Here is a 19,117-nt window from a genome sequence, read left to right as displayed (position 1 = left end):
GTGCGGTTGCGAGGGTGTCCAGTTCGGTCGTCACAACCCGAGGATGGACATCCTCGCCCTATCTCCGCAGCTATGCCTTGGACTCATTCATCTAGGCGCGTGTCAACCTCGGGTTGTCTGGTCCGGCGCCGGTCTGAGTTCGTCATCGATGACCGCTCCTTATTATCTGCTGAGTTTCGTCCCCGCTTCGACAGCGCTGGCAACGACACTAGGGGCCCGTCACCGAATCTCGGACGGGTAATTGGTCTGTCCCGGGACCGGCGGCCCGGTCCCGGGAGGCGGTCAGCTTTGCCGTAGGGCGGGCATCGGGAGGGGGATGGCGTACGCGGTGGCGCCGCCGCCCACTCCTCCCTCGCAGGAGTTCGGAGGTGCGGTGGTCACGCCCCTTGTGGAGGGACGTTCGGCGGCCCAGAACATGTAGCCGAGCATGCCGGAAGTGAGTCCGGCACCCTTCGGCGCGGCCGTCTGGACGAACGATCCCGTGGACTTCTGCAGCGAGGTGCTGAAGTTCGTGCATTCGGGGCGGACCTTGCTCCCTTCAGCGATGTAGAACGCGCCGGTGAACTTGGCCGGAGCCAGTGACGGGATCGGCGGAGAGTAGGTGGGCTTGCCGTCGATGTGCTCCTGCCAGTTGGCGATGGCGTCGGAGCTCCTGGGCTGCTGGGCGGGCACCATCGCGTTGGCGTAGTCCAGGACCGGGGTGTCGGTGCGCAGCCAGTCCGCGGTGGCCTTCCTGGTGATGTCGATGAGCCAGCGGTCACCGGCGGCGAGGTCGATGGTCAGCCGGGCGGCCGGGTTCGCACCGCTCGCGTCGTAGGGCAGGGCGGAGCGGTAGGCGTTGACGAAGGCCTGCAGACCGGCCAGGTCGGGCTTGCTGTTCTCCTCGTAGTCGATCTCTATGCCGACGCCGAGCCGCTGGGCGACCTCGGCCGCGTTGCGCCCGAACTGCGCCGCATTCTCCGCCAGGGCGGAGTTCCACGCGGTGGTGTACGTGATGCCGCCGATGGAGAGCATCACGCGGATTCCGCGGCTGGTGAAGTAGTTCACGATGTCAGCGGTCATGCCACGCGGTACGCCGTCGAGGGTCTGCGTGTCGGTGGTCTTGTGCAGCAACTTGACCGGGTGGACGAAGCTGAGCACCACGAGGTTGACCGAGGGGCGGCCGTCTCCCCGGTCGATCAGCCAGTGGTTCTTTGCGTCGAAGTCTGTTGTGCTGCGGACGTTGCCCCAGATACAGGCGTCATCACCGCAGTGCCAGGCGCCGTAGACCTGCAGCGGGGTCGCAGCGGCCTGTGCGGGGACGGGCAGGAGAAGGAGGGGGAGGAGTAAGGAGACGAGCGCGGCCAGACGGCGCATGCCGATACCTCCGTTCACGAGGAACTGGAAAGGAGGTTAACTAATTCTGCACGGTGCTGTCCCTCCCCCGGAGGACACACCCGGGTCCCACAAGGGCTCGCGTCGCCATGAGCGCTCAGCTAGTGGCCCATCACCGAATGTCGGACAAGTAATTGTCCTTCGGCGGTGAACCCTGAACTGGATCGAATCAGAGTCGCCGCGCTGCGCTACTACACGCTGAACGGCACCGACCACCGCAGTCATGACGAGCAGAACGCGGCGATCGGTGCCTACGTCCGCTGGCGCAACGCCCGAGCCGAGCCCAAGACGAACTTCGCCGCCTGTTCACTGATCAGAAGCTGGACCAATTACCCGGCCAAGGTTGCGTGACAGACCACTAGCCACTGAGCTTCGATCGTAGGGATCTTCAGACATCGTCGTCGGCATCGGGCGCGTCGGGGTCGCGCAGGGCGCGGATGGCCTTGAGCACCTGCTCAAACGGTTGCGCTTCACGCTGGCCGAGCCTGCAGGTGATGTCGGCTATCGGCACGCGGTCACGACACTCGCCCTCCTCGCCGCACCTTGGCCTCCCCAGCCGAGGCAGGAAACCCCACACCGACTCGGCAAACCGCATGGCAGGGAGCTCGCCGCCGGTTACGGTGCTGGCATGCTGGTGCGCCTGCTGTGGAAGCCTCTGCCCGAGTCGTGGCCGCAAGCGGCGCCCCTGCGGCCGGCGAGGCTGCGCGGCCTGGTCGCCCGGATCCGGGGGATGGCCGCGGGCGTGTCGCGGGACGGCGATGTCGAGCGGCGGCTGCGGCGGGGGGCGATGCAGGCGATCGTCCGTGAGTCCTTCCAGGAGACAGTGGCCGAGCAGGACGGCGAGCATCGCGGACCGGCCCTGTTCGCTGAGGCTTGGAAGGCCCGTCTGGCTGCTTTCCTGGCGCAGGAGAGCGCCGAGGTGACGGGCTGGGGCGAGATCATCATCGCCGAGTTGGACACCGATCTGGGATGGAGCTTGTACGAGGCGGCCAGCCGTGCTCGAGCAGAGGCGATCGCGCGGGCCGTGGCCACGCCGGGCCGTCGCCGAGGGGCGGATGACGGGCCGACCGTGTCGTATGAGTTCTCGATCGCCGCGGGTGAAGAGGGTTCGTTCGGGCGTGTCCGGTACGGGGTCTGTGAGCCGTGTGGAGTCGGCCTGCTTAAAAGGATCAGTTTCTCGCCTGAGTGGCAGTGCTGCGGGTTCGGCACGCTGGCCCTGCGCGAGCTGGGGACCCGCCACCCGGGCCTGACCTGGTACACCACCGGCCAGTACGCGCACACTCAGGGCTTCTATCAGCGATACCGGCGCCGCAGTACCAGCCCCTGGACCGCCGATCAACGGCCATGCCCGCACCTTTGACAGCTTGAGCGTCACTGCCGGCGCCGGGTGAGAGCCCGGCGTCCGATCGCCTGGGAGCGGGGCACGCGCGGAGGGCCCGAGTTGGGCCGTGTCACAGCCGTCCTGGGCCCTCCTGCGGTGGGCGCGTTGGCGATCCCCCGTCAGCGCACGATCGCAAGGGGCTGGAGTTGCCGGCCGGGATGTACGTGTCCAGGAATCGACGAGGTGCCCAGTCTTGATCCCATAGTCCGAGACGTTCCAGGTCTGGGCGCATAGTGAGGGCCTTGAGGTCGGCGAGCCAGTCAGCATCGGCCGGCGTCGCTGGACGAAGTCTCCATGGTCTATCCATGGGAAGAAGATATGTGTCGCACCCTTGTAATCCGTGACACCTCGCGATCTCGAGGGTCGGGGTCACATGGCGACGGCCACCGCGTGATCATTCGGGGTTTGTGAAGACAACCAAAAATCGTGCTGTGGCCGCGGGCCACAGCGTAGACCCCTGATGGCTGGATGGTCATCTTCAATGAGCTGACGGCCCGGATCGCCGGTCGGTTCGGCCGCGTTGAACCACGCAGGGCCGCGACCGCTTACGTGCGCGGGCTGCTTGCCGACATCGACCGCAAGAACTGCTGGAACCTGGCCGAACACGCCGCCGACAACGGCCCGCAGGCGCTGCAGCGGCTGCTGCGCACCGCCCGCTGGGACGCCGAGGTCGTGCGTGATGACGTGCGCTCGTTCGCTGTCGACCGGCTCGGCTCCGGCGGTGTGCTGATCGTGGATGAGACCTGGTTCCTCAAGAAGGGCGCCCGTTCGGCCGGGGTACAGCGGCAATACAGCGGCAGCCGGTGATGAGTGCGGACCTTTCGCCGACCCGCCTTGAGCCGGGTCGGATACCCGTGGTCCGGATTGCTCAGTGTCCCGTGTGGGTGGGGATGGTGAGGTTCACCTGGCTCTCAGTACCGGGGTTGACGATCACGAATTGCCCCATCATGCCGGAGTCTTCGTGGCGGAGGATGTGGCAGTGGTACATGTACGGCGAGGCAGCGTCGCTGAAGTCGCCGAACTGGACCGCGAGCCGTACGACGCTCTTGGAGGGCACGTAGACGGTGTCCTTGTGGCCGGTGGCGTAGGCGGGCGGCGCGGCGCCGTCCACCTCCAGCACCTGGAAGGCGACCTCGTGGATGTGGAAGTTGTGGGAGTAGACGTTGTTCTCGATCTCCCAGATCTCGATGGCGCCGGCGGGCACGACCTCGTCGATGCGCGCCATGTCCATCTCTTTGCCGTTGATGGCGTCGTGACCGCTGAGCTTGAAGCGGCGCACCTTGGCGCCGGCGGGTGCGGTGATGGGAGTCAGGGAGGCCAGGCGGGCGGGGACGTCAGGACTCGGCTTGAGGTCGTTGGCGGCGGTGAGCTTCAGCAGGTCGAAGTCGCCCTTGCCGATGTCGACGCCGTTGTCGGTGGTGTGCAGTACCACCTGCTCGCCGGGTGCGAAGGCCACGATGATCTCCGCGCGCTCGCCGGGGGTGAGTGAGAACGCCTCAACCTCGGCCGGCGCCCTGAGCAGGCCGCTGTCGTTGGCGATGATGTGGAAGCGGCGTTTGTCGGCGAAGGCAAGGTTGTACATCCGGGCATTGGAGCCGTTGAGCACGCGGAAACGTACGCGCTCGGTGGTGACGGTCAGGTAGGGGTTGTAGGTGCCGTTGACGAGGATGTGGTCGCCCAGGATGCCGAAGGTGCCCTTGAGCGGGTCGCCGTCGAAGGAGCCGTCGGCGGCGAACTTCTTGTCCTGCAGGATCAGCGGGAAGTCGTCGACGCCGTAGTCGGCGGGCAGATCGAGATCGAGGTCGTCGTCGAGGATGAACATCCCGGCCAGGCCGCGGTAGACGTGCTGAGCCGTCGTGCCGTGGGGGTGCGGATGGTACCACGAGGTTGCCGCGGGCTGGTCGATCGTCCAGTGCGGCGTCCAGATGGCGCCTGGCTCGATGGGCTGGTGCGGACCGCCGTCCATCCGGGCCGGCAGGCGCATACCGTGCCAGTGCACGGTGCTGACCTCGGGTAGCTGATTGCGTACGGCCATCTCGACCTTGTCACCACGGCTGGCGCGCAGTGTCGGTCCGAGGAACGTCCCGTTGAAGCCCCAGGTGGGCGTCTGTTTGCCGGCCAGGATCTGCGTCCGGCTGGCCTGCATGGACAGTTCGAAGCGCCGTACGCCGTGCTTGTCGGGCTCGGGGTGAAGCAGCGGGGGCACCCGCAGGGCATTGCCGAAATCGAGTGCGGCCGCCGGAGACGAGGAACTGGCGTCGGAACCGGAGCTACAGGCCGCTGCCAGGCCGGACAGAGCTGCGACCGTGAGGAACTTACGTCGATGCACGGTCGAAACTTTAGCGATCTATCCCTGTTCGCTATGAATCGCGGGGTTTGGCGACGGCCGACGCGGCGAGGGTCGTGATGATGATCTCTTCGACCAGACCTTTGGTGACACAGACAACAAGAAGCGAACACTGACAGCCTCAGCTGCAACTGTTAAGTCCCGGGCAGTGATCATCACTGATCACGAATCTTCGGCAGCGCGGGGAGCGCGATCCAGCCCTCTGCGACGATCGCTGCGCGGACCTCGGCAAGCAGCGTGGCTGTGAGCCATAGCTGGCGGAGCCGACGCCAGGCAGCCCACAACCTGAGCCCACCGGCGCAGCCTGACAGAATCGTGACCCATGATCGACGCACTCGGCACGCCGCCGGCGGACCCGCGAACGCGGCCGGGGGCAGCGCGTCAAGCGGGTCAACCTGCGCCTGTCCGACGCCGAGCATGGCGTGCTGGAGAAGGCCGCCACCCGGTACCGGCAGACGCTGGCCGGGTACGTGAGCGCCGCCGCGCTGGCGGCCGCCGCGATCTGAAGGAAAGAAGACTGTGGTGGACCGCATCACTCGGGAGGACCTGCTCGCGCTGCAGGCTGGGGCCGTGCAGTTGGTGGAGGCCCTGCCGGCCGATGCCTTCCCCACCGAGCACATTCCCGCGCGCGCAACGTGCCCGACCAGGTGTCGGCCGAGCTGGCCGGGCAGGTGGCGCCGGATCGGGCGGCCCCGGTGGTGGTCTACTGCTCCGGGCCTTACTGCAACACTCGAAGATCGCGGCTGCCGCGTTCGTGCGGCTCGGCTAGGCCCTCCACTCAGATTGCTGCGACCGCCCGAAGGCCAGAGTTATGTTCGGGAGCGGTACGTATGGGTCACAACATGGCAATACCGCTCGGCAGTCGCGGCGACATCGTCCGTCACTGCAGGTTCTTCTGGGCACTCCTCTCCCAGGCGGTGTTGGTGTCGAGCTCGGGCGGGGAGCCGACGAAGGCCGTACGAGCCTCGGGGTTGTCCTGGAGCGTGTACATGAGCCACGCCGTCACGTATCCGAGAGGCCCGCTCCCCGCACCCTTGATCATGGTGTGGGAGCCGTCCTTGAGTATCGCCATGGCGGCAGGTCCGGGGACGCTGTCGTAGTACGCCTGGACGGCCCGGTAGGGCGACAGCAGCAGGTCGCGGCCACCGCTGGCGAAGAAGACCGGGCAGGTGAGCTCCTCCACGTGCATCTCGCCGATGGTGGCGGCGGCCCAGGGGGCGGGCAGGGAGACGGCGACGACCGCCCTGATCAGGCCGCCGGAGTGGTTCGCGGCGTTGATCGCGCCCATGGCGCCCTGGGAGGAACCGATCGCGCCGACCCTGGTCAGGTCGAGCTTGCCGTGGAACACGCTGGCGGGATCGGCGTCGGCGTCCTCCAGCAGACGGACGCCGGCGAGCATCTCGGTGCCGGAGCCGGTCGAGCCCGAGGTGGCGGCGATGACGACGAATCCCCAGGAGGCGAGCTGGTTCAAGATTCCGGGGAAATCCTCGGGCGTGGTGTTGGTGCCGTTGCCCCAGGTGACGACGGGGTGGCGGAAGCCGCCCGCGCCGAGGTCGGCCGGGTAGTGCAGGCGGTACGCGGTGCCGACCTGGGCGGTGGTCACGGCCCAGGGGCCGGGGGCGGTGTAGCTGGTCTCGACGGGGAAGCCGGTCAGCAGGAGGAGGGCGGTGGTCACGATGCGGCTGATCATGCGTCCTGCACCGCCTGCTCACGCCGGGCCTGCAGCTCCTGCTGGACGCGTTCCGCGTCGGGCGTGTACGTCCGGTAGAGCAGGCTGAGAAAGGCGCCGTTTGCCAGCATCAGGATCACGAGCACCCAGAGGAAGACCACCTGGAGCCCGATCACGTCGCCGAGGAAGCCCGCGCCGAGGCTGAAGACGGCCCAGGCGATGGCCTCGAAGATGTTGATATAGACGGTGAAGGCCGACCCGCGCAGCTCGGGCGGGGTGATGGCCATGACCATCGGCCGGTTGATGCCGGGGTTGACGCCCTGCATGCCGCCCATCAGCGCGAAGAAGACCGAGAAGAGCGCGATGGAGCCCAGGTCGAACTGGGTGCCGATGAACGCGGCCGCCGCGAAGCCGAACTGGGCGCCCTGCAGGACCGCGACGAGGCCGTGACGCGGGCTCCGCCGTACCGCCCAGTCGGCCATGAAGCCGCCGGCGAAGTTGCCGAGGAAGTAGCCCACGCCGTACGGCAAGAGCACGACCGAGGCGACGGCGGTGGTGTAGCCGTAGACGTCGACGAGGAAGACCACGGCGAAGACTCCGAGGAGCAGATGCCCGGACAGCAGCCGGGACCCCAGCAGGATGAGGAAGCTGGGGATGCGCAGCAGGGACAGGGCGCGGCTCCAGGTGAGCTCTCCTTCGCGGGTACGCGCGTCCAGCCCGGCCAGCCGGGGCTCGGTCGCGCCACGGCCCGGGTCGCGGAACCAGAGCCAGATGGCCGCTCCGAGCAGCATGTTGAAGGCGCCGATGCCCCACAGGCCCCACCGCCAGCCGTCGTCGACGTTGGCGAGCTGCCCCTTGATCGGCCCGAGGACGGAGGCCACCAGGGCGAGCACACCGTACAGGAGACCGACGGCGCGGCCGCGGGAGGCTTGGTCGAACAGATCGCCGATGATCTCGGTGACGATGGGGTGGGCCGCGGCGTATCCCGCTGCCAGGATGGTGAAGAAGATCAGTAGCTGGGCGAAGTTCTGGGAGAAGCCCGCGGCGATGCCCCAGACGCCCCACAGGCCGATGGAGACGGCCAGTACGGCCCGCCGCGACCAGCGCCGGGCGGCCCAGACCCACAGCGGGCCGCTGAACGCGCCCACGATCTTGCCGGCTGCGGTGAGGACGCCGAGCGCGCCGAGGGAGAGCCCGAGCGCCTGCCTGATGACGGGGAAGAGCGCCGAGGCCAGGCTGGCCTCCGTGCTGTCGACGAGCATGGCTCCGCCGAGCAGCGATAACTGCCGCCAGCGACCCCGGATGATGATGGGCGCGTCCTCGATATTCTTGGACATGACGCCACCTCTTTCTGTGTGGGAGGAGAGGGTGTTGAAGCTGGTGGCGGGGATGCCGCCCCGCCACCAGCGGCAGAGTCAGAGCTTGGCGAGCTCTTCGGCGATGGCCCGGACCTTCGCCGGGGGGAACGAGCCGCCGGCCATGGCGGCCAGGTCGAGCAGCGGCGTCCCGGCCACCAACTGCAGGATCTCGCTGTCGACGATCCCCGGCAGATGCCTGGCCAGCACGTCGGCGGCCTGCGGATCAGCGATCAGCGTCCTGAGCGGGTCACGCACCGACAGCCTGCCCTCGGGGAACTCCTGCGGGGTGGGGAGCGGCGCGGCGAAGCTCGTGGCCTGCGCGCGCTGGGCGCGCACGAGCAGGTGGTCGGCGGTGAGCTCGCCCGTCTCCGGCAGGCCGAGCCGCTCGAACTGGCTGGGCGGGGCGTCGTTGGCCCGCATCGCCTCGACGAGCAGCGCGGCCATCCGCAGCTCCACCTCGTCGTCGACGATCGGTTCGAGCTGCTCGGGGTCGGTCTCCAGGTCGAACAGGAGCGTGCCCATGTGGAAGGGGTTGATGAAGCTCCGGCCCGGCACGCGCACGGTCCGCACGCCCTTGGTGAAGGGGAACGGCTCGGCCAGCTCCATGTCGGCCAGCTCGGCGGGGGAGAAGCGGCCGCGCATGTGGGTGGGCATGAGCGTGTGCTCCAGCAGGGGCGCGTTGTCCGCCGTGGCGGGGGCGCGCATGTAGACGTAGCGGCCGTCGGTGACGTTGACGTGGCCGCCGTGCGCGCCGAACAGGCCGGCCTGCCGTACCGGGCCAGCCTGCAGCGGCAGGCCCTGCATGGCGTCGGGGATCTCCACGCCGAAGTAGTCGAGCAGGGTGGGCGCCAGGTCGATGGTCTGCACGAGGGCTTCGCGGCGCTCGCCGGCGGACCGGGTGCGGGGGTCCCAGACGAACAGCGGCAGCCGCACGAGCTCGTTGTACCAGGGCTGCACCCACTTGGCCCACCAGTTCTTCTCGCCGAGCATGAAGCCGTGGTCGGTGTTGACGATGAGCAGCGTGTCGTCCCACAGGTCCAGTTCGTCCATGAGGTCGAGCACGCGGCCGAGCGAGTGGTCGCACATCGACAGCAGCGCCGCGTACTCGTACCGGGCGTGCCGCACCTGGTCAGGGGTCTCGGTGACGCGCTTGTAGTCGGGCCAGTCGAAGTGCGGGCCGTCGTAGTCGTGCGGGTAGAGGTCCTTGAACCGCTGGTGGCTGAAGAACGGCTCGTGCGGGTCGAAGGTCTCGATCTGCAGGAACCAGCGCTCCTGGTCGGCGTTGGTGCGGATGAACTCCAGTCCCGCGTCGAAGGTGCGCGTCTGCGAGTGGCGTTCCACGGTGTCCATGTACTGGCGGTTGATCCAGTCCTGCCGGTAGCCGTCGCGGCGCATGCGCTTGACGTCCTCGGGCATCTCCGGATCGGCCACGTGGCCCTTCCAGGGGTCGCCCTCCTGGCCGCGGAAGAACTCCCAGGTGGTGTAGCGGTTGTGATAGGTCGCGCCGCCGTCCTCCCAGTAGTGGTAGTGGTCGCTGACCAGATGTGTGTAGACGCCGTGCTGGCCGAGCAGCTCCGGCATCGAGTCGTCGAACGGCTCCAGCGGGCCCCAGCTGCGGTGCAGGAAGTTGTAGCGTCCCGTGTGGAGCTCCCTGCGCGCGGGCATGCATGGCAGCGATCCCGCGTAGCAGTTGTCGAACGTCGCGGCGCGCTCCGCCAGGCGGGCGAAATTCGGCGCGTGCGTCCAGTCACCTCCGTAGGGCGGCAACATGTGCCTGTTCAGGCTGTCGAACATCACCATGATCGCTCTCATCTGGCCTCCAGCCATGTCTTGGTCTCCTCCAGCCATGCCACCCACCGGTCCACCCCGGCCGCGCCGTACTCGTGCAGGCGGTCGAAGGTCGCCTGGGCCAGCTCCTGGTCCAGTTCGGGCAGCGGATCCTCGAAGCGCATCGTCCGGCCGCGGTCACGGTTGCGGGTGATCTGCGCACGCCGGTAGCCGAGCTCGGTGTCGATCATCCGGAGTGCCGCCTGGCGGTCCAGCGCCACCGTGAAGCCGAAGCGGGTCAGGAAGTCGGCGTCCTGGAAGCGGCTGGTCGGCTCGTACGGCGAGCGCACCCACTGCATCAGGACCTCGCGCCCCCGAGGGGTGAGGCGGTAGACCTTCGCGTCCGGTCTGCCCTCGCGCGGGTCCACCTCGAACTCCACCCAGCCGTCCGTCACCATCCGGCTGAGCAGCCGGTAGATCTGGCTGTGGTGTGCGCGCGAGCGCACGAACTGGCCCTCGGTCTCGACCCATTTGCGCAGGTCGTAGCCGCTGTAGGGGCGCATGCTCAGCAGAGCGAGCAGGACGAACTCGAATCTCACCGACTATCTCCTATGTGCGGATGCACTTATGTGAGTTGATTCATATACTCTGCCCATGGAGCCGTCAATGACCTGTTGCAGCCCCTCCACCGGTGACGCGCCGCGGCCCCCGACGCCCGTGACCCCGTCGGTCGCCCCGGTCGCGCACGACGACGTGCCGCTTCCCGGCGGGTCCTTCCTCATGGGTGACGCCCACGGCGAGGGCTATCCCGCCGACGGCGAGACTCCCGTCCATGAGGTACGGCTGGAGCCCTTCCGCGTCGACGTCACCGCGGTCACGGTGGAGATGTTCGCGGCCTTCGTCAGCGACACCGGATACCGCACCGAGGCCGAACGCGCGGGCGCGTCCTCCGTCTTCCGCCTCGCCCTGGCTGCCTCGCGCCACGACGTGCTGGGGATCGATCCGGCGGTGCCGTGGTGGGTCGTGGTCTGCGGCGCGGACTGGCGTCACCCCTTCGGGCCGCTGTCACGAGCCGAGCCCGATCACCCCGTGGTCCACGTGTCGTGGGACGACGCCGCCGCGTACTGCGCGTGGGCGGGCAGGCGGCTGCCCACCGAGGCCGAATGGGAGTACGCGGCGCGCGGCGGCCTGGCAGGGCAGCGCTTCGCGTGGGGGGAGGAGCTGAACCCGGGGGGCGCGTGGATGTGCAACATCTGGCAGGGGCGCTTCCCCTCCGACAACACGGCAGAGGACGGCTGGCTGGCGACCGCTCCCGTTCGCTCGTACCCGCCCAACGGCTTCGGCCTGTATGAGATGACGGGAAATGTTTGGGAATGGTGTGCCGACTGGTTCGGTGCGACCTACTACGAAGAGTCACCTTCGGTCGATCCCCGCGGCCCCCAGGCGGGGGACCGCCGGGTGATCAGGGGTGGGTCCTACCTCTGCCACGACTCCTACTGCAACCGCTACCGCGTCGCCGCTCGCTCGGCCAACACCCCGGCCTCCAGCAGCGGGAACTGCGGCTTCCGAACCGTGGCCGCCCTGGGCGGCGGGCCTGACCGGGGTAGGACGAGCGCTGGGCAAAGCTTCCCGGCATCGGGGTGATGGGCGGTCAGCGGCGACGCGCCGTCACCGCGTTTGCCATGCGTACCGGCAGCCTGTCGACTCCCGCATGCCGGCCGTTCTCGTAGCGCCGGGTGGCCCTCCGCACAACTCGGGGCCCACTCGGGTTCGTGCGACGAGCCCCAAAAGTAGCTCTCTGTGACAATGACTACTCTGAGTGTTCTCAGAAATGACGAGTTCTGACACGCCGTGCCGACCCGCCAGACGGTGTCCGGTTCGTCCTCGCACGTCGTTCTCATAACCTCTCGCAAAACCGTGTTCTCACAACAGCGCGCGGTAGGTTCTGCGACATGTGTGATCTTGCCGATCCGGCGGCCGCGGTCGAAGGCTTCGATTGCCCGACGTGCAAGGTGCCCGCGGGAAGCGCCTGCCGGACCCGGGGCGGCAAGGTCGCGCCGAAGTACCACACGCCGCGCTTCATGCTGGTGCCGCACCTGCGGGCAGAGCTGGAGGTGAGGACGCCCGCCGACCGCGGTCCCGGCGGGCCATGGGTGACGGGCCCGGCGCGCGAGACCACCGATACCCATGCCACCCGGGCCAGGGCCACGCCCACCCGGGTCGGTTACGCCCGATGCAGTACTGCGCAGCAGGAGCTGCAGAGCCAGATCGACGCCCTGCGCCTAGCGGGGTGTGAGTCGATCTTCTCGGAGAAGATCAGCACGCGCGTGAAGGTGCGGCCGGAGTTCACCAAGGCGATGGACTTCGCCCGCACCATCGAGACGGCGGTCCCGCATCAGCGGGTGATCTTCACCGTGCATGAGATGAAGCGCTTGGGGCGGGGCGCGGCCGAGCTGCTGACCATCGCCGAACAGCTGCGGCGGGCCGATATCCAGTTGGAGTTGCTCACCGGCCCACTGCAGGGCGTGTACGACCCGAGCGGGCACGGGGCCGCGTTGTTCGCGTTCTTCGCCGGGATGGCCGAGTCTGAACGTGAGTACATCCGGGAGAAGTCGCTGGAGGGCCAGGCCTCGGCACGCGAGCGCGGGCGTCACGGCGGCCGACCGAAGGTGTTCGACGACGACATGGCGGCCTACGCCCGCAGCCTGCGCGCGCGAGGCGTGTCGGTGCCGGGGATCGCGGCCAAACTGGTCATCCCCGCCGGCAAGAACAAGGGCCGCCACCCGTCGCTGGCCAGCGTCTATCGGGTGCTGGCCTAGGACGCCGCTCCCGGCGCGCTTGCCTGACCGCTCTGACCGCCTTCCGCTCGCCAACCGAACGCGTCCCCAGCCGCCCAGACAAGGGGTTATGTGCGGGGCAGGCCGGTACGGCGGAGCCAGGCGTCGACGTCGGGGCCGGCGTCAGCGACGGTTTCACCCCGTACGGCCAGGCCTTCGCCGAGGGTGGCGCCGGGGCAGGAGGCGGCGTAGTCGGCTTCGGTGGTGCCCAGGCCGCTCATGGCGAAGGTGGTGAGGGGGCGGATGGTCTTGCCGGTGAAGTCGAACCGGTCGGTGAACGTCGTCATGATCACGGGTGCGCGGACGTTCCAGATAGGGCTGGCCAGCAGCACAACCCGGTATAGGCCGAGATCGGGCAGGGCGCCGGCGATGGCGGGGCGAGCGTCGGCGTCCTGCTCTTGGACGTTGCGGGCGACGGTCTGCTCGTAGTCGTCGGGGTAGGGGGCGGCGGGCTGGATGCGGTAGGTGTCGCAGTCCAGACGCTCGCTGATCATCTGGGCGAGGACCTCGGTGTTGCCGGTCTTGAGGGTGCGGCGGCCGCCGTAGTGGTAGTTCTCGCCGGGCCGGGAGAAGTAGACCGGCAGGACCGTGCGGCCCGCCGCCGCGGAGGGCGGCGCGCTTACCGGTTGCGAGGCCGGCTCGGCGGCCGACGTGGGTGCCGGTGACGGGCCGCCGCCGCAGGCGCTCGGATGAGCGGTGGTGCCGAGCACGCGGATGCGTCTGGTGGTGTGCTTGATGATGGCCAGGATCTACTGGCGCTGCCCGTTGAAGGTGATGGTTCGATGAAATCACAGGCCGGCAGGGCGTCGGCTTGGGAGCGTAGGAAGTCGGCCTACGTGGTGGACGCCCGCTCGGGCGCCGGATTAAGCCCTGCCTGCTTGAGGATCTCCCACACTGTGGACGGCGCGACCTTGATACCGAGTGTCCTGTCTCGCTTGATGGTTGACACTCTGGCCTCGCTTGATGCTTGACACCTTGATCGTTATCTGAGCCTGCTCGTGGCGTTATCGACGCTTCGGGGGAGGCTCGGGTGGCATTGGTGGAGTTGAGTGTCGTGGAGCAGCGCTATCACGCGGTGATCGAGGTGTTGTCTGGGGCGAAGGTCACCGACGTGGCCGGACGGTATGGGGTGTCGCGGCAGTCGGTGCATGGCTGGGTGCGGCGGTATCAGGATGGCGGCCTGGCGGGGCTGGCCGATCGGTCGCATCGGCCGAAGGCTCACCCGATGCAGACCCCGCCGGTGATCGAGGCGTTGATCTGTGAGCTGCGGCGTGCGCATCCGCGGTGGGGGCCGCGCACGCTGTTGTGGGAGCTGGGCCGGCGCGGGGTGGAGCCGTTGCCGTCGCGGGCAAGTATCTACCGGGTCCTGGTGCGTAACGGGCTGGTCGAGCCGGTCGCCCGGCGGCGCCGGCGTGAGGATTACCGCCGGTGGGAGCGGTCGGGGCCGATGCAGCTGTGGCAGATGGACATCATGGGCGGGCTGCTGCTGGCCGACGGCAGCGAGGCCAAGCTGATCACCGGGGTGGACGATCACTCCCGGTTCTGTGTGATCGCCTCGGTGGTGGTCCGGCCGACCGGGCGGATGGTGTGTGCCGCGTTCGCCGCGGCGATGCGCGTCTATGGGGTGCCGCTTGAGGTGCTGACGGACAACGGCAAGCAGTTCACCGGCCGGTTCGGCGGTCCGAAGGCGGGTGAGGTGCTGTTCGAGCGGGTCTGCCGGGAGAACGGCATCAAGCTGCGTCACACCGCGCCGCGCACCCCGACCACCACCGGCAAGATCGAGCGGTTCCATCAGAGCGTGCGCCGCGAGCTGCTGGAGCAGGCGCTGCCGTTCGCCTCGATCGAGGCCGCGCAAAGCGAGATGGACGCGTTCGCCGAGCATTACAACACCGCCCGGCCGCACCAGGCGCTGGACATGGCCTTCCCCGCCGACCGGTTCTTCGCCGATCGCAGCCCCGGGCAACTGCGGGCAGAGCGGGAACTACCGTTGCATCTGCCCGCCGCTTTGAGCACGGTGACCGCTTCGGCTCCGGGAGCCGCTCCGGCGCCCGCGGATCTCCCGGTTCCGGCCGGCGACCGTTGTGATAAGCCCGGACGGCCTGCGCCCGTTCTGAGGGCCTCGGTCGATCCGCTGTCGCGCCAGGCGATCGAGGTCGATCGGATCGTGCCCGCCTCGGGGAACCTGTCGATCGGTGGCCAGCAGCTCTGGCTCGGTCCTGATCGGGCGGGCCTGCCGATTACTTTGTGGATCAGTACGCAGCGGCTGCATGTGTTCACCACCGGCGGTGGGCGGCTCAAGAGCGTGGCCGCCCGGCTGACCGTCAAGGACCTGGCCGCGCTGCTCGCCTCTGGCCAAGCCCGCCCGGCACCGGACGAGCCCGCCGGCGAACCGCCGATCGAGGCGAGCGCCGTCGAGGTGGACCGGCAGGTCAGCTCGACCGGCACCATCAGCCTGGCCAGTCGGGCCTTGTGCGTCGGTGCTCACCTGGCCGGTCGGCGTGTCCTCGTGCGCCTGGACGGTGTCACCGCCCGCGTCATGGACGAGGATCGCCTGCTGCTGCGCGCCGTGCCCTGCCCGCTGCCGCTCGCAGAATGCCTCACCCTGCGCAACGCCCGGCCCGCCGGAGCAGCGCCCACCTCTCCGACCGAGCCTGTCACCGTCCAGCGTGTGGTCTGCAGCCGCGGCCACTTCCAGGTCGTCGGCCAAAAGATCCAGGTCGGACGGGTACACGCCCGCAAGATCTTGGACGTGACCGTGGACGACACCCACATCACCGTGCACGACAACGGCGAGCCCATCCGCGTCGTGCCCCGAACCACCACCCAGGAGATCACTCGGATCAAGTCCCAGGCGCATACTAAGAAGCGAAAGATTGGCTAGGAGTGTCAAGCATCATCCGATGCCAAAGCGTCAAGCATCAAGTGAGACCAGACAGACCTTGATACCGAGGGTGGTGAGCTCACCATGCACCCGTCGGTAGCCCCAGCCAGGGTTCTCCCGAACCAGGCGCAGGATGAGGGCACGGATCGAGCGGACGGTGGGTGGGCGGCCAGGCCGCTTCGGCCGACAGGTACGAGCGCGACGCCGTTTCATCAGATCGCGATGCCAGCGCAAGACGGTGTCCGGGCGGGTGAGCAGCCGCAGCCGGCGCAGGACCCCGTGGGGCAGCGAGGTCAGGAGAGCAGCAAGGAAGGCTCGGTCCTCGGGCGCGAATCGCACTCTGGTGTCGGCCCCGAGTTGGCGTTCAAGGACGGTGATCTGGTGGCGCAGCGCGAGGATCTCGATGTCCTTGTCTCGATCGCCCATGGGGAGCAACCGCAGCGCGGTGAACGCGTTCGTGACGGTCAGGTAGGCCAAGCGTAGGAGCACAGCGGATCATCCGGCCGTACGTGCTTCCGTCTCCCGGGTGACCGGCGCTCGCGTACGCCGCACAAAACCCTCACAGTGCCCTGACCTGGGCGGATGTAATTATCGGCAGGCGCAGTGTCCTTTTCCGGGGTTGAGGAGCCTGTGGACAGCCGTTGGCGGTACCCATGAGTAACTTGGCGGGTTGCTTTGAGGAACCGCCTCGTGCTGCGAGTGTGCGGCAGAGGCCCGGAACTCCTATGGCTCCGACGAGCCGCTACTTGGGGTGGTGGTAATTAGACTGTCATGAGCCCCAAACGGGGCTGATGGTTAATTGAAGAGGGCGCTCGCCTCTTCACGATCAACGGCTCCGCAGTCGTTCCGAAAGCCACCGTCTCCATCCTGTTGACGACGTCCGGGCAGGTGCGTTCCGCGCGATCTCGAGATTGCCTCGCACGATGCGAGTTATGGGGTGGTCGGGGCCGAGGACCCGCTCGCAGTCGGTGAGGGTGCGTTCGTGCAGGGGGATGGCGCGGGTCGGGTCTCCCTCTCGCGCGAGGCGAAGATCATGTCGCAGGCGAGGGCGAGTTCGTTGCCACCCCCGCGGGCCCGGCCCCTCACCTTGGCAATGGTGATCACCGGGACGTGTGCCAGCTTGTGCAGGAGCATCCCCAGTGAGGCGTCGCCGGGACCGCCGGCCTTCGCCGCCTCCGCCGTGTACTGCGGGACCGCCGCGAGGTCCACATGCGCGGAGAAGTAATCCGGGGAGGCGCTGTCGATGACGACGACGCGCACGTCACCGGGGTCGGTGTGCAGCGTGTCCACGAGCGTGACCAGGTCGCGGACCAGGTCGGCGCCTAGGAGGTTGAGTGGGCCGGCATCGAGGGTGGCGGAAAGTACGCCATCCTCCAGCCGGGTCCGGATCGTGGCGAAGGAGAAGGCCATGACGTCTCCTGTGAGCAATGGGATCCGAGGCGGCCGGGCCGGCAAGTTGTGCCGGGACGAGTCCACGGTGTCCTGCGACGGCGCCTCGAACTGGGTGTGGTGGGGAACTGACGTGTTCACGATCGCGTGCCGTCGCCATGTCTCGCGCCCGTGGCGACCCCTGGTCCTGACCTGGCCGGCCACTGGGCGACGAGACGAGCGAGGTCAGGACGTCGCGCGAGGTGACGACCTTGCGGGCGGTTCAGCCCAGGTAGAAGTCCCGGCGAGCGGCCACGAACGCCTCGATCGTCCCGGCCGGCGCGCCGGTCACCCGTTCGACGTCGTCGGAGGCGCGGTCGTAACGGTTCTCGTGGTGCAGCCGGGCCATGGTGGCGATGTGCTCCTCGGTGTGCGGCGGCAGGCCCGCCTTGGCAAGCACCTCGGCCCGCCATCGGTCCAGGGGGACGTCCAGGTAGGACACGGTACGCCCCAAGGCCCGCGAGAACTCCTCGGCCATCTCCGTCATGTCGACCGTGCGCGGCCCGGTCAGCTCGTAGACGTGCCCCACGTGCGGAACGGGATCGCGCAGCACGGTGGCGACCACCCGGGCGACGTCGTCCACGGCGATCGGCGAGGTGCGCCCGGTGCCGAACGGCAGCTCGATCGTGCCGTTCTCCCGGATCGACCGTGCCGCCAGTGTGGTGAACAGCGGATTGTCCAGGAACGACGTCGGCCGGATGTGCACCACCGGCAGGCCGGACCAGTCGAACACCTGCTCCGCCAGCCAGTGCAGCCGCTGCTGGTGCGACTCGGCAGTGCTGGTGGCGGTCATCTGCGACACCGTCATCTGCGACATGTCGACCAGGCCCGTCAGTTCCCCTTGCGCCTTCGCCACGGTGGCCACCACGGTTGCCGCCAGCAGGTGGTCCGGCGACACGGGCATCGCGAAGTACATCCGCCCGGCTCCTTCCAGCGCGGCGGCGACGGTCTCCGGTCGGGTCAGATCGCCGACGACCACCTCCGCGCCCCGCGCACGCAGGTCCGCGGCACGGTCATCGTCCCGGTGAACCATTGCGCGTACCGGCACGTCCTGCGCGCGCAACTGGTCCAGGACCGTGCGGCCGACGTCGCCGGCCCCGGCGATGAGAACAAGGTTGCTGACGGCCATCGGTCGATCTCTTCCTGGTGGTTGATCATCTGTGCGAAGGTGCGATCGCACGGGCCTGTGGGTGTGACGGAATCGCGCAATGTGATCCCACGGCAGGTGTACCCCGCTTGAGTCGGATGAGCCAGGAGGCTGAGAGGGGCGGCGCGCTCTCGCAGCGGCCGACATCTGCCCCGCTGACGGCCGGTCGCCTGTCTCACCCCTGCGTCGGTATGGGACACACACGGGAAGGCAGCTTCATCATCCCCATCGTCAGTCCGATCGGTGTCATGAAGCCCGTGATCATCGAGGGCGACCAGGAACCGTTGATCGACGTCCAATCGGAGATCAACTACTTCCCGAGGCGCGTCACCGGCATCATGGCCGACGTCCTGCGTGAGATACACGAGCTGGCCGTCGTCAGAGAACGGATACCGCCGAAGGAAGATCTGAACCGTGCAGTCGTCGCCGGATTGTCGGCCGACGCGTGCGCCGCCCTGGCGGCGATGGTCTCCGCGCCGAATGGCAGTGACCTGGACATCACCTTCCAATGGGCCCTGACGGCGGCCCCGCCGCGGGCGGGCGGTGACACCGTCGAGTTCCCGACGGAAGCAGCAGGAGCCATCAGAGAGATCGGCCACCTCCTTCGTGACCATGTCAGAGTGGAGGACACCGTCATCTACGGGTTCGTCAGCTCCCTCGATCGGGATCCGGACGACGAAGAAGGCGTCGTCAAGGTGAAGGCCCTGGTCGGTAACCGGGTCCGGCCCGTCAAGATAGTCTTGAGAGGGGACGCCTACCACACCGCGGTGGAAGCGCATGACCTCAAGCTCCGTGTCATCGTCACCGGGCCCATGATGAAGACCGGGGCAGGGACGCTTTCCATGCCTCGAGTGCATCTCTTCAGAGTCGACGACTACCTTCCTTTGGAGACGAGCGCGCAGAGCCGATCGGCGTAGGAGAAGAGCCG

18 protein-coding genes and 1 pseudogene are annotated in these 19,117 nt (G+C 68.2%); 7 read left to right on the top strand and 12 right to left on the bottom strand.

Features of this window, described 5'->3' with window-relative positions:
* Positions 1-282: 282 nt before the first annotated feature.
* Positions 283-1,356: a glycosyl hydrolase family 18 protein gene (locus tag AB0J46_RS50365; protein ID WP_364344124.1), complete on the bottom strand. Its 1,074-nt coding sequence runs from the start codon at positions 1,354-1,356 to the stop codon at positions 283-285.
* Positions 1,357-1,521: 165 nt separating this feature from the next.
* Here AB0J46_RS50365 and AB0J46_RS50360 point away from each other — a divergent pair, with 165 nt between their 5' ends.
* Positions 1,522-1,725 carry a hypothetical protein gene (locus tag AB0J46_RS50360; protein ID WP_364344121.1) on the top strand — a complete coding sequence of 68 codons (204 nt, stop codon included), beginning with the start codon at positions 1,522-1,524 and terminating at the stop codon, positions 1,723-1,725.
* A gap of 37 nt (positions 1,726-1,762) precedes the next feature.
* Here AB0J46_RS50360 and AB0J46_RS50355 read toward each other — a convergent pair whose 3' ends face one another.
* A complete protein-coding gene (locus tag AB0J46_RS50355; RefSeq protein ID WP_364344118.1) occupies positions 1,763-1,885 on the bottom strand; it encodes a hypothetical protein in 123 nt (40 codons plus the stop codon).
* A gap of 117 nt (positions 1,886-2,002) precedes the next feature.
* Between AB0J46_RS50355 and AB0J46_RS50350 the strand changes: the two genes are divergently transcribed.
* Positions 2,003-2,734, top strand: a complete 732-nt coding sequence (locus tag AB0J46_RS50350; RefSeq protein WP_364344115.1) for a hypothetical protein — start codon at positions 2,003-2,005, stop codon at positions 2,732-2,734.
* A 489-nt stretch (positions 2,735-3,223) separates the two neighbouring features.
* Positions 3,224-3,556 (top strand): annotated as a pseudogene (locus AB0J46_RS50345) (transposase); the annotation flags it as partial.
* Between the two features lie 67 nt (positions 3,557-3,623).
* Here the strand turns inward: AB0J46_RS50345 and AB0J46_RS50340 are convergent.
* The 5 genes from AB0J46_RS50340 to AB0J46_RS50320 form a co-directional block, all read right to left on the bottom strand.
* Positions 3,624-4,961, bottom strand: coding sequence for a multicopper oxidase domain-containing protein (locus AB0J46_RS50340; RefSeq protein WP_364344112.1), 1,338 nt, complete (start codon positions 4,959-4,961; stop codon positions 3,624-3,626).
* Positions 4,962-5,982: 1,021 nt separating this feature from the next.
* Positions 5,983-6,792 carry an alpha/beta hydrolase gene (locus AB0J46_RS50335; protein WP_364344109.1) on the bottom strand — a complete coding sequence of 270 codons (810 nt, stop codon included), beginning with the start codon at positions 6,790-6,792 and terminating at the stop codon, positions 5,983-5,985.
* The gene (locus AB0J46_RS50330; RefSeq protein ID WP_364344106.1) at positions 6,789-8,108 is read right to left on the bottom strand and encodes an MFS transporter; all 1,320 of its coding nucleotides are present in this window, start codon (positions 8,106-8,108) and stop codon (positions 6,789-6,791) included. Before AB0J46_RS50330 ends, AB0J46_RS50335 begins: the two co-directional genes overlap by 4 nt.
* A gap of 78 nt (positions 8,109-8,186) precedes the next feature.
* Complete coding sequence (locus tag AB0J46_RS50325; protein ID WP_364344103.1) at positions 8,187-9,941, bottom strand: sulfatase; 1,755 nt, start codon at positions 9,939-9,941, stop codon at positions 8,187-8,189.
* On the bottom strand, positions 9,938-10,495 hold the full coding sequence (locus AB0J46_RS50320; RefSeq protein WP_364344100.1) for a PadR family transcriptional regulator: 558 nt from the start codon (positions 10,493-10,495) through the stop codon (positions 9,938-9,940). The genes AB0J46_RS50325 and AB0J46_RS50320 overlap by 4 nt, the downstream gene beginning before the upstream one ends.
* Positions 10,496-10,562: 67 nt before the next feature.
* Here AB0J46_RS50320 and AB0J46_RS50315 point away from each other — a divergent pair, with 67 nt between their 5' ends.
* Both AB0J46_RS50315 and AB0J46_RS50310 read left to right on the top strand, forming a co-directional pair.
* Positions 10,563-11,540, top strand: a complete 978-nt coding sequence (locus AB0J46_RS50315; RefSeq protein ID WP_364344097.1) for a formylglycine-generating enzyme family protein — start codon at positions 10,563-10,565, stop codon at positions 11,538-11,540.
* Positions 11,541-11,848: 308 nt separating this feature from the next.
* Complete coding sequence (locus AB0J46_RS50310) at positions 11,849-12,715, top strand: recombinase family protein (protein WP_364344094.1); 867 nt, start codon at positions 11,849-11,851, stop codon at positions 12,713-12,715.
* 86 nt (positions 12,716-12,801) lie between these two features.
* Here AB0J46_RS50310 and AB0J46_RS50305 read toward each other — a convergent pair whose 3' ends face one another.
* Complete coding sequence (locus AB0J46_RS50305) at positions 12,802-13,443, bottom strand: flavodoxin (protein ID WP_364344091.1); 642 nt, start codon at positions 13,441-13,443, stop codon at positions 12,802-12,804.
* A gap of 335 nt (positions 13,444-13,778) precedes the next feature.
* Here AB0J46_RS50305 and AB0J46_RS50300 point away from each other — a divergent pair, with 335 nt between their 5' ends.
* Positions 13,779-15,614 carry an IS481 family transposase gene (locus AB0J46_RS50300; protein ID WP_364344130.1) on the top strand — a complete coding sequence of 612 codons (1,836 nt, stop codon included), beginning with the start codon at positions 13,779-13,781 and terminating at the stop codon, positions 15,612-15,614.
* A gap of 30 nt (positions 15,615-15,644) precedes the next feature.
* On the opposite strand, the gene AB0J46_RS50295 is transcribed toward AB0J46_RS50300, so the two are convergent.
* From AB0J46_RS50295 to AB0J46_RS50280, 4 genes are all read right to left on the bottom strand, one after another.
* Positions 15,645-16,091, bottom strand: coding sequence for a hypothetical protein (locus AB0J46_RS50295; RefSeq protein ID WP_364344088.1), 447 nt, complete (start codon positions 16,089-16,091; stop codon positions 15,645-15,647).
* A gap of 349 nt (positions 16,092-16,440) precedes the next feature.
* Complete coding sequence (locus tag AB0J46_RS50290; protein ID WP_364344127.1) at positions 16,441-16,602, bottom strand: hypothetical protein; 162 nt, start codon at positions 16,600-16,602, stop codon at positions 16,441-16,443.
* Positions 16,545-17,024, bottom strand: a complete 480-nt coding sequence (locus AB0J46_RS50285) for an enoyl-CoA hydratase/isomerase family protein (RefSeq protein WP_364344085.1) — start codon at positions 17,022-17,024, stop codon at positions 16,545-16,547. The genes AB0J46_RS50290 and AB0J46_RS50285 overlap by 58 nt, the downstream gene beginning before the upstream one ends.
* Before the next feature lie 241 nt (positions 17,025-17,265).
* Complete coding sequence (locus AB0J46_RS50280; protein ID WP_364344082.1) at positions 17,266-18,171, bottom strand: NmrA family NAD(P)-binding protein; 906 nt, start codon at positions 18,169-18,171, stop codon at positions 17,266-17,268.
* 266 nt (positions 18,172-18,437) lie between these two features.
* Here AB0J46_RS50280 and AB0J46_RS50275 point away from each other — a divergent pair, with 266 nt between their 5' ends.
* Entirely contained in the window at positions 18,438-19,106 is a 669-nt protein-coding gene (locus AB0J46_RS50275; protein WP_364344079.1) for a hypothetical protein, read from the top strand.
* Positions 19,107-19,117: the final 11 nt, after the last annotated feature.

The sequence above is a fragment of the Nonomuraea sp. NPDC049758 genome (assembly GCF_040674635.1).
Lineage (GTDB): Bacteria > Actinomycetota > Actinomycetes > Streptosporangiales > Streptosporangiaceae > Nonomuraea.
The sequence above is the reverse complement of the archived record's forward strand: the minus strand, read 5'-3'. Positions and strand labels throughout refer to the sequence as shown.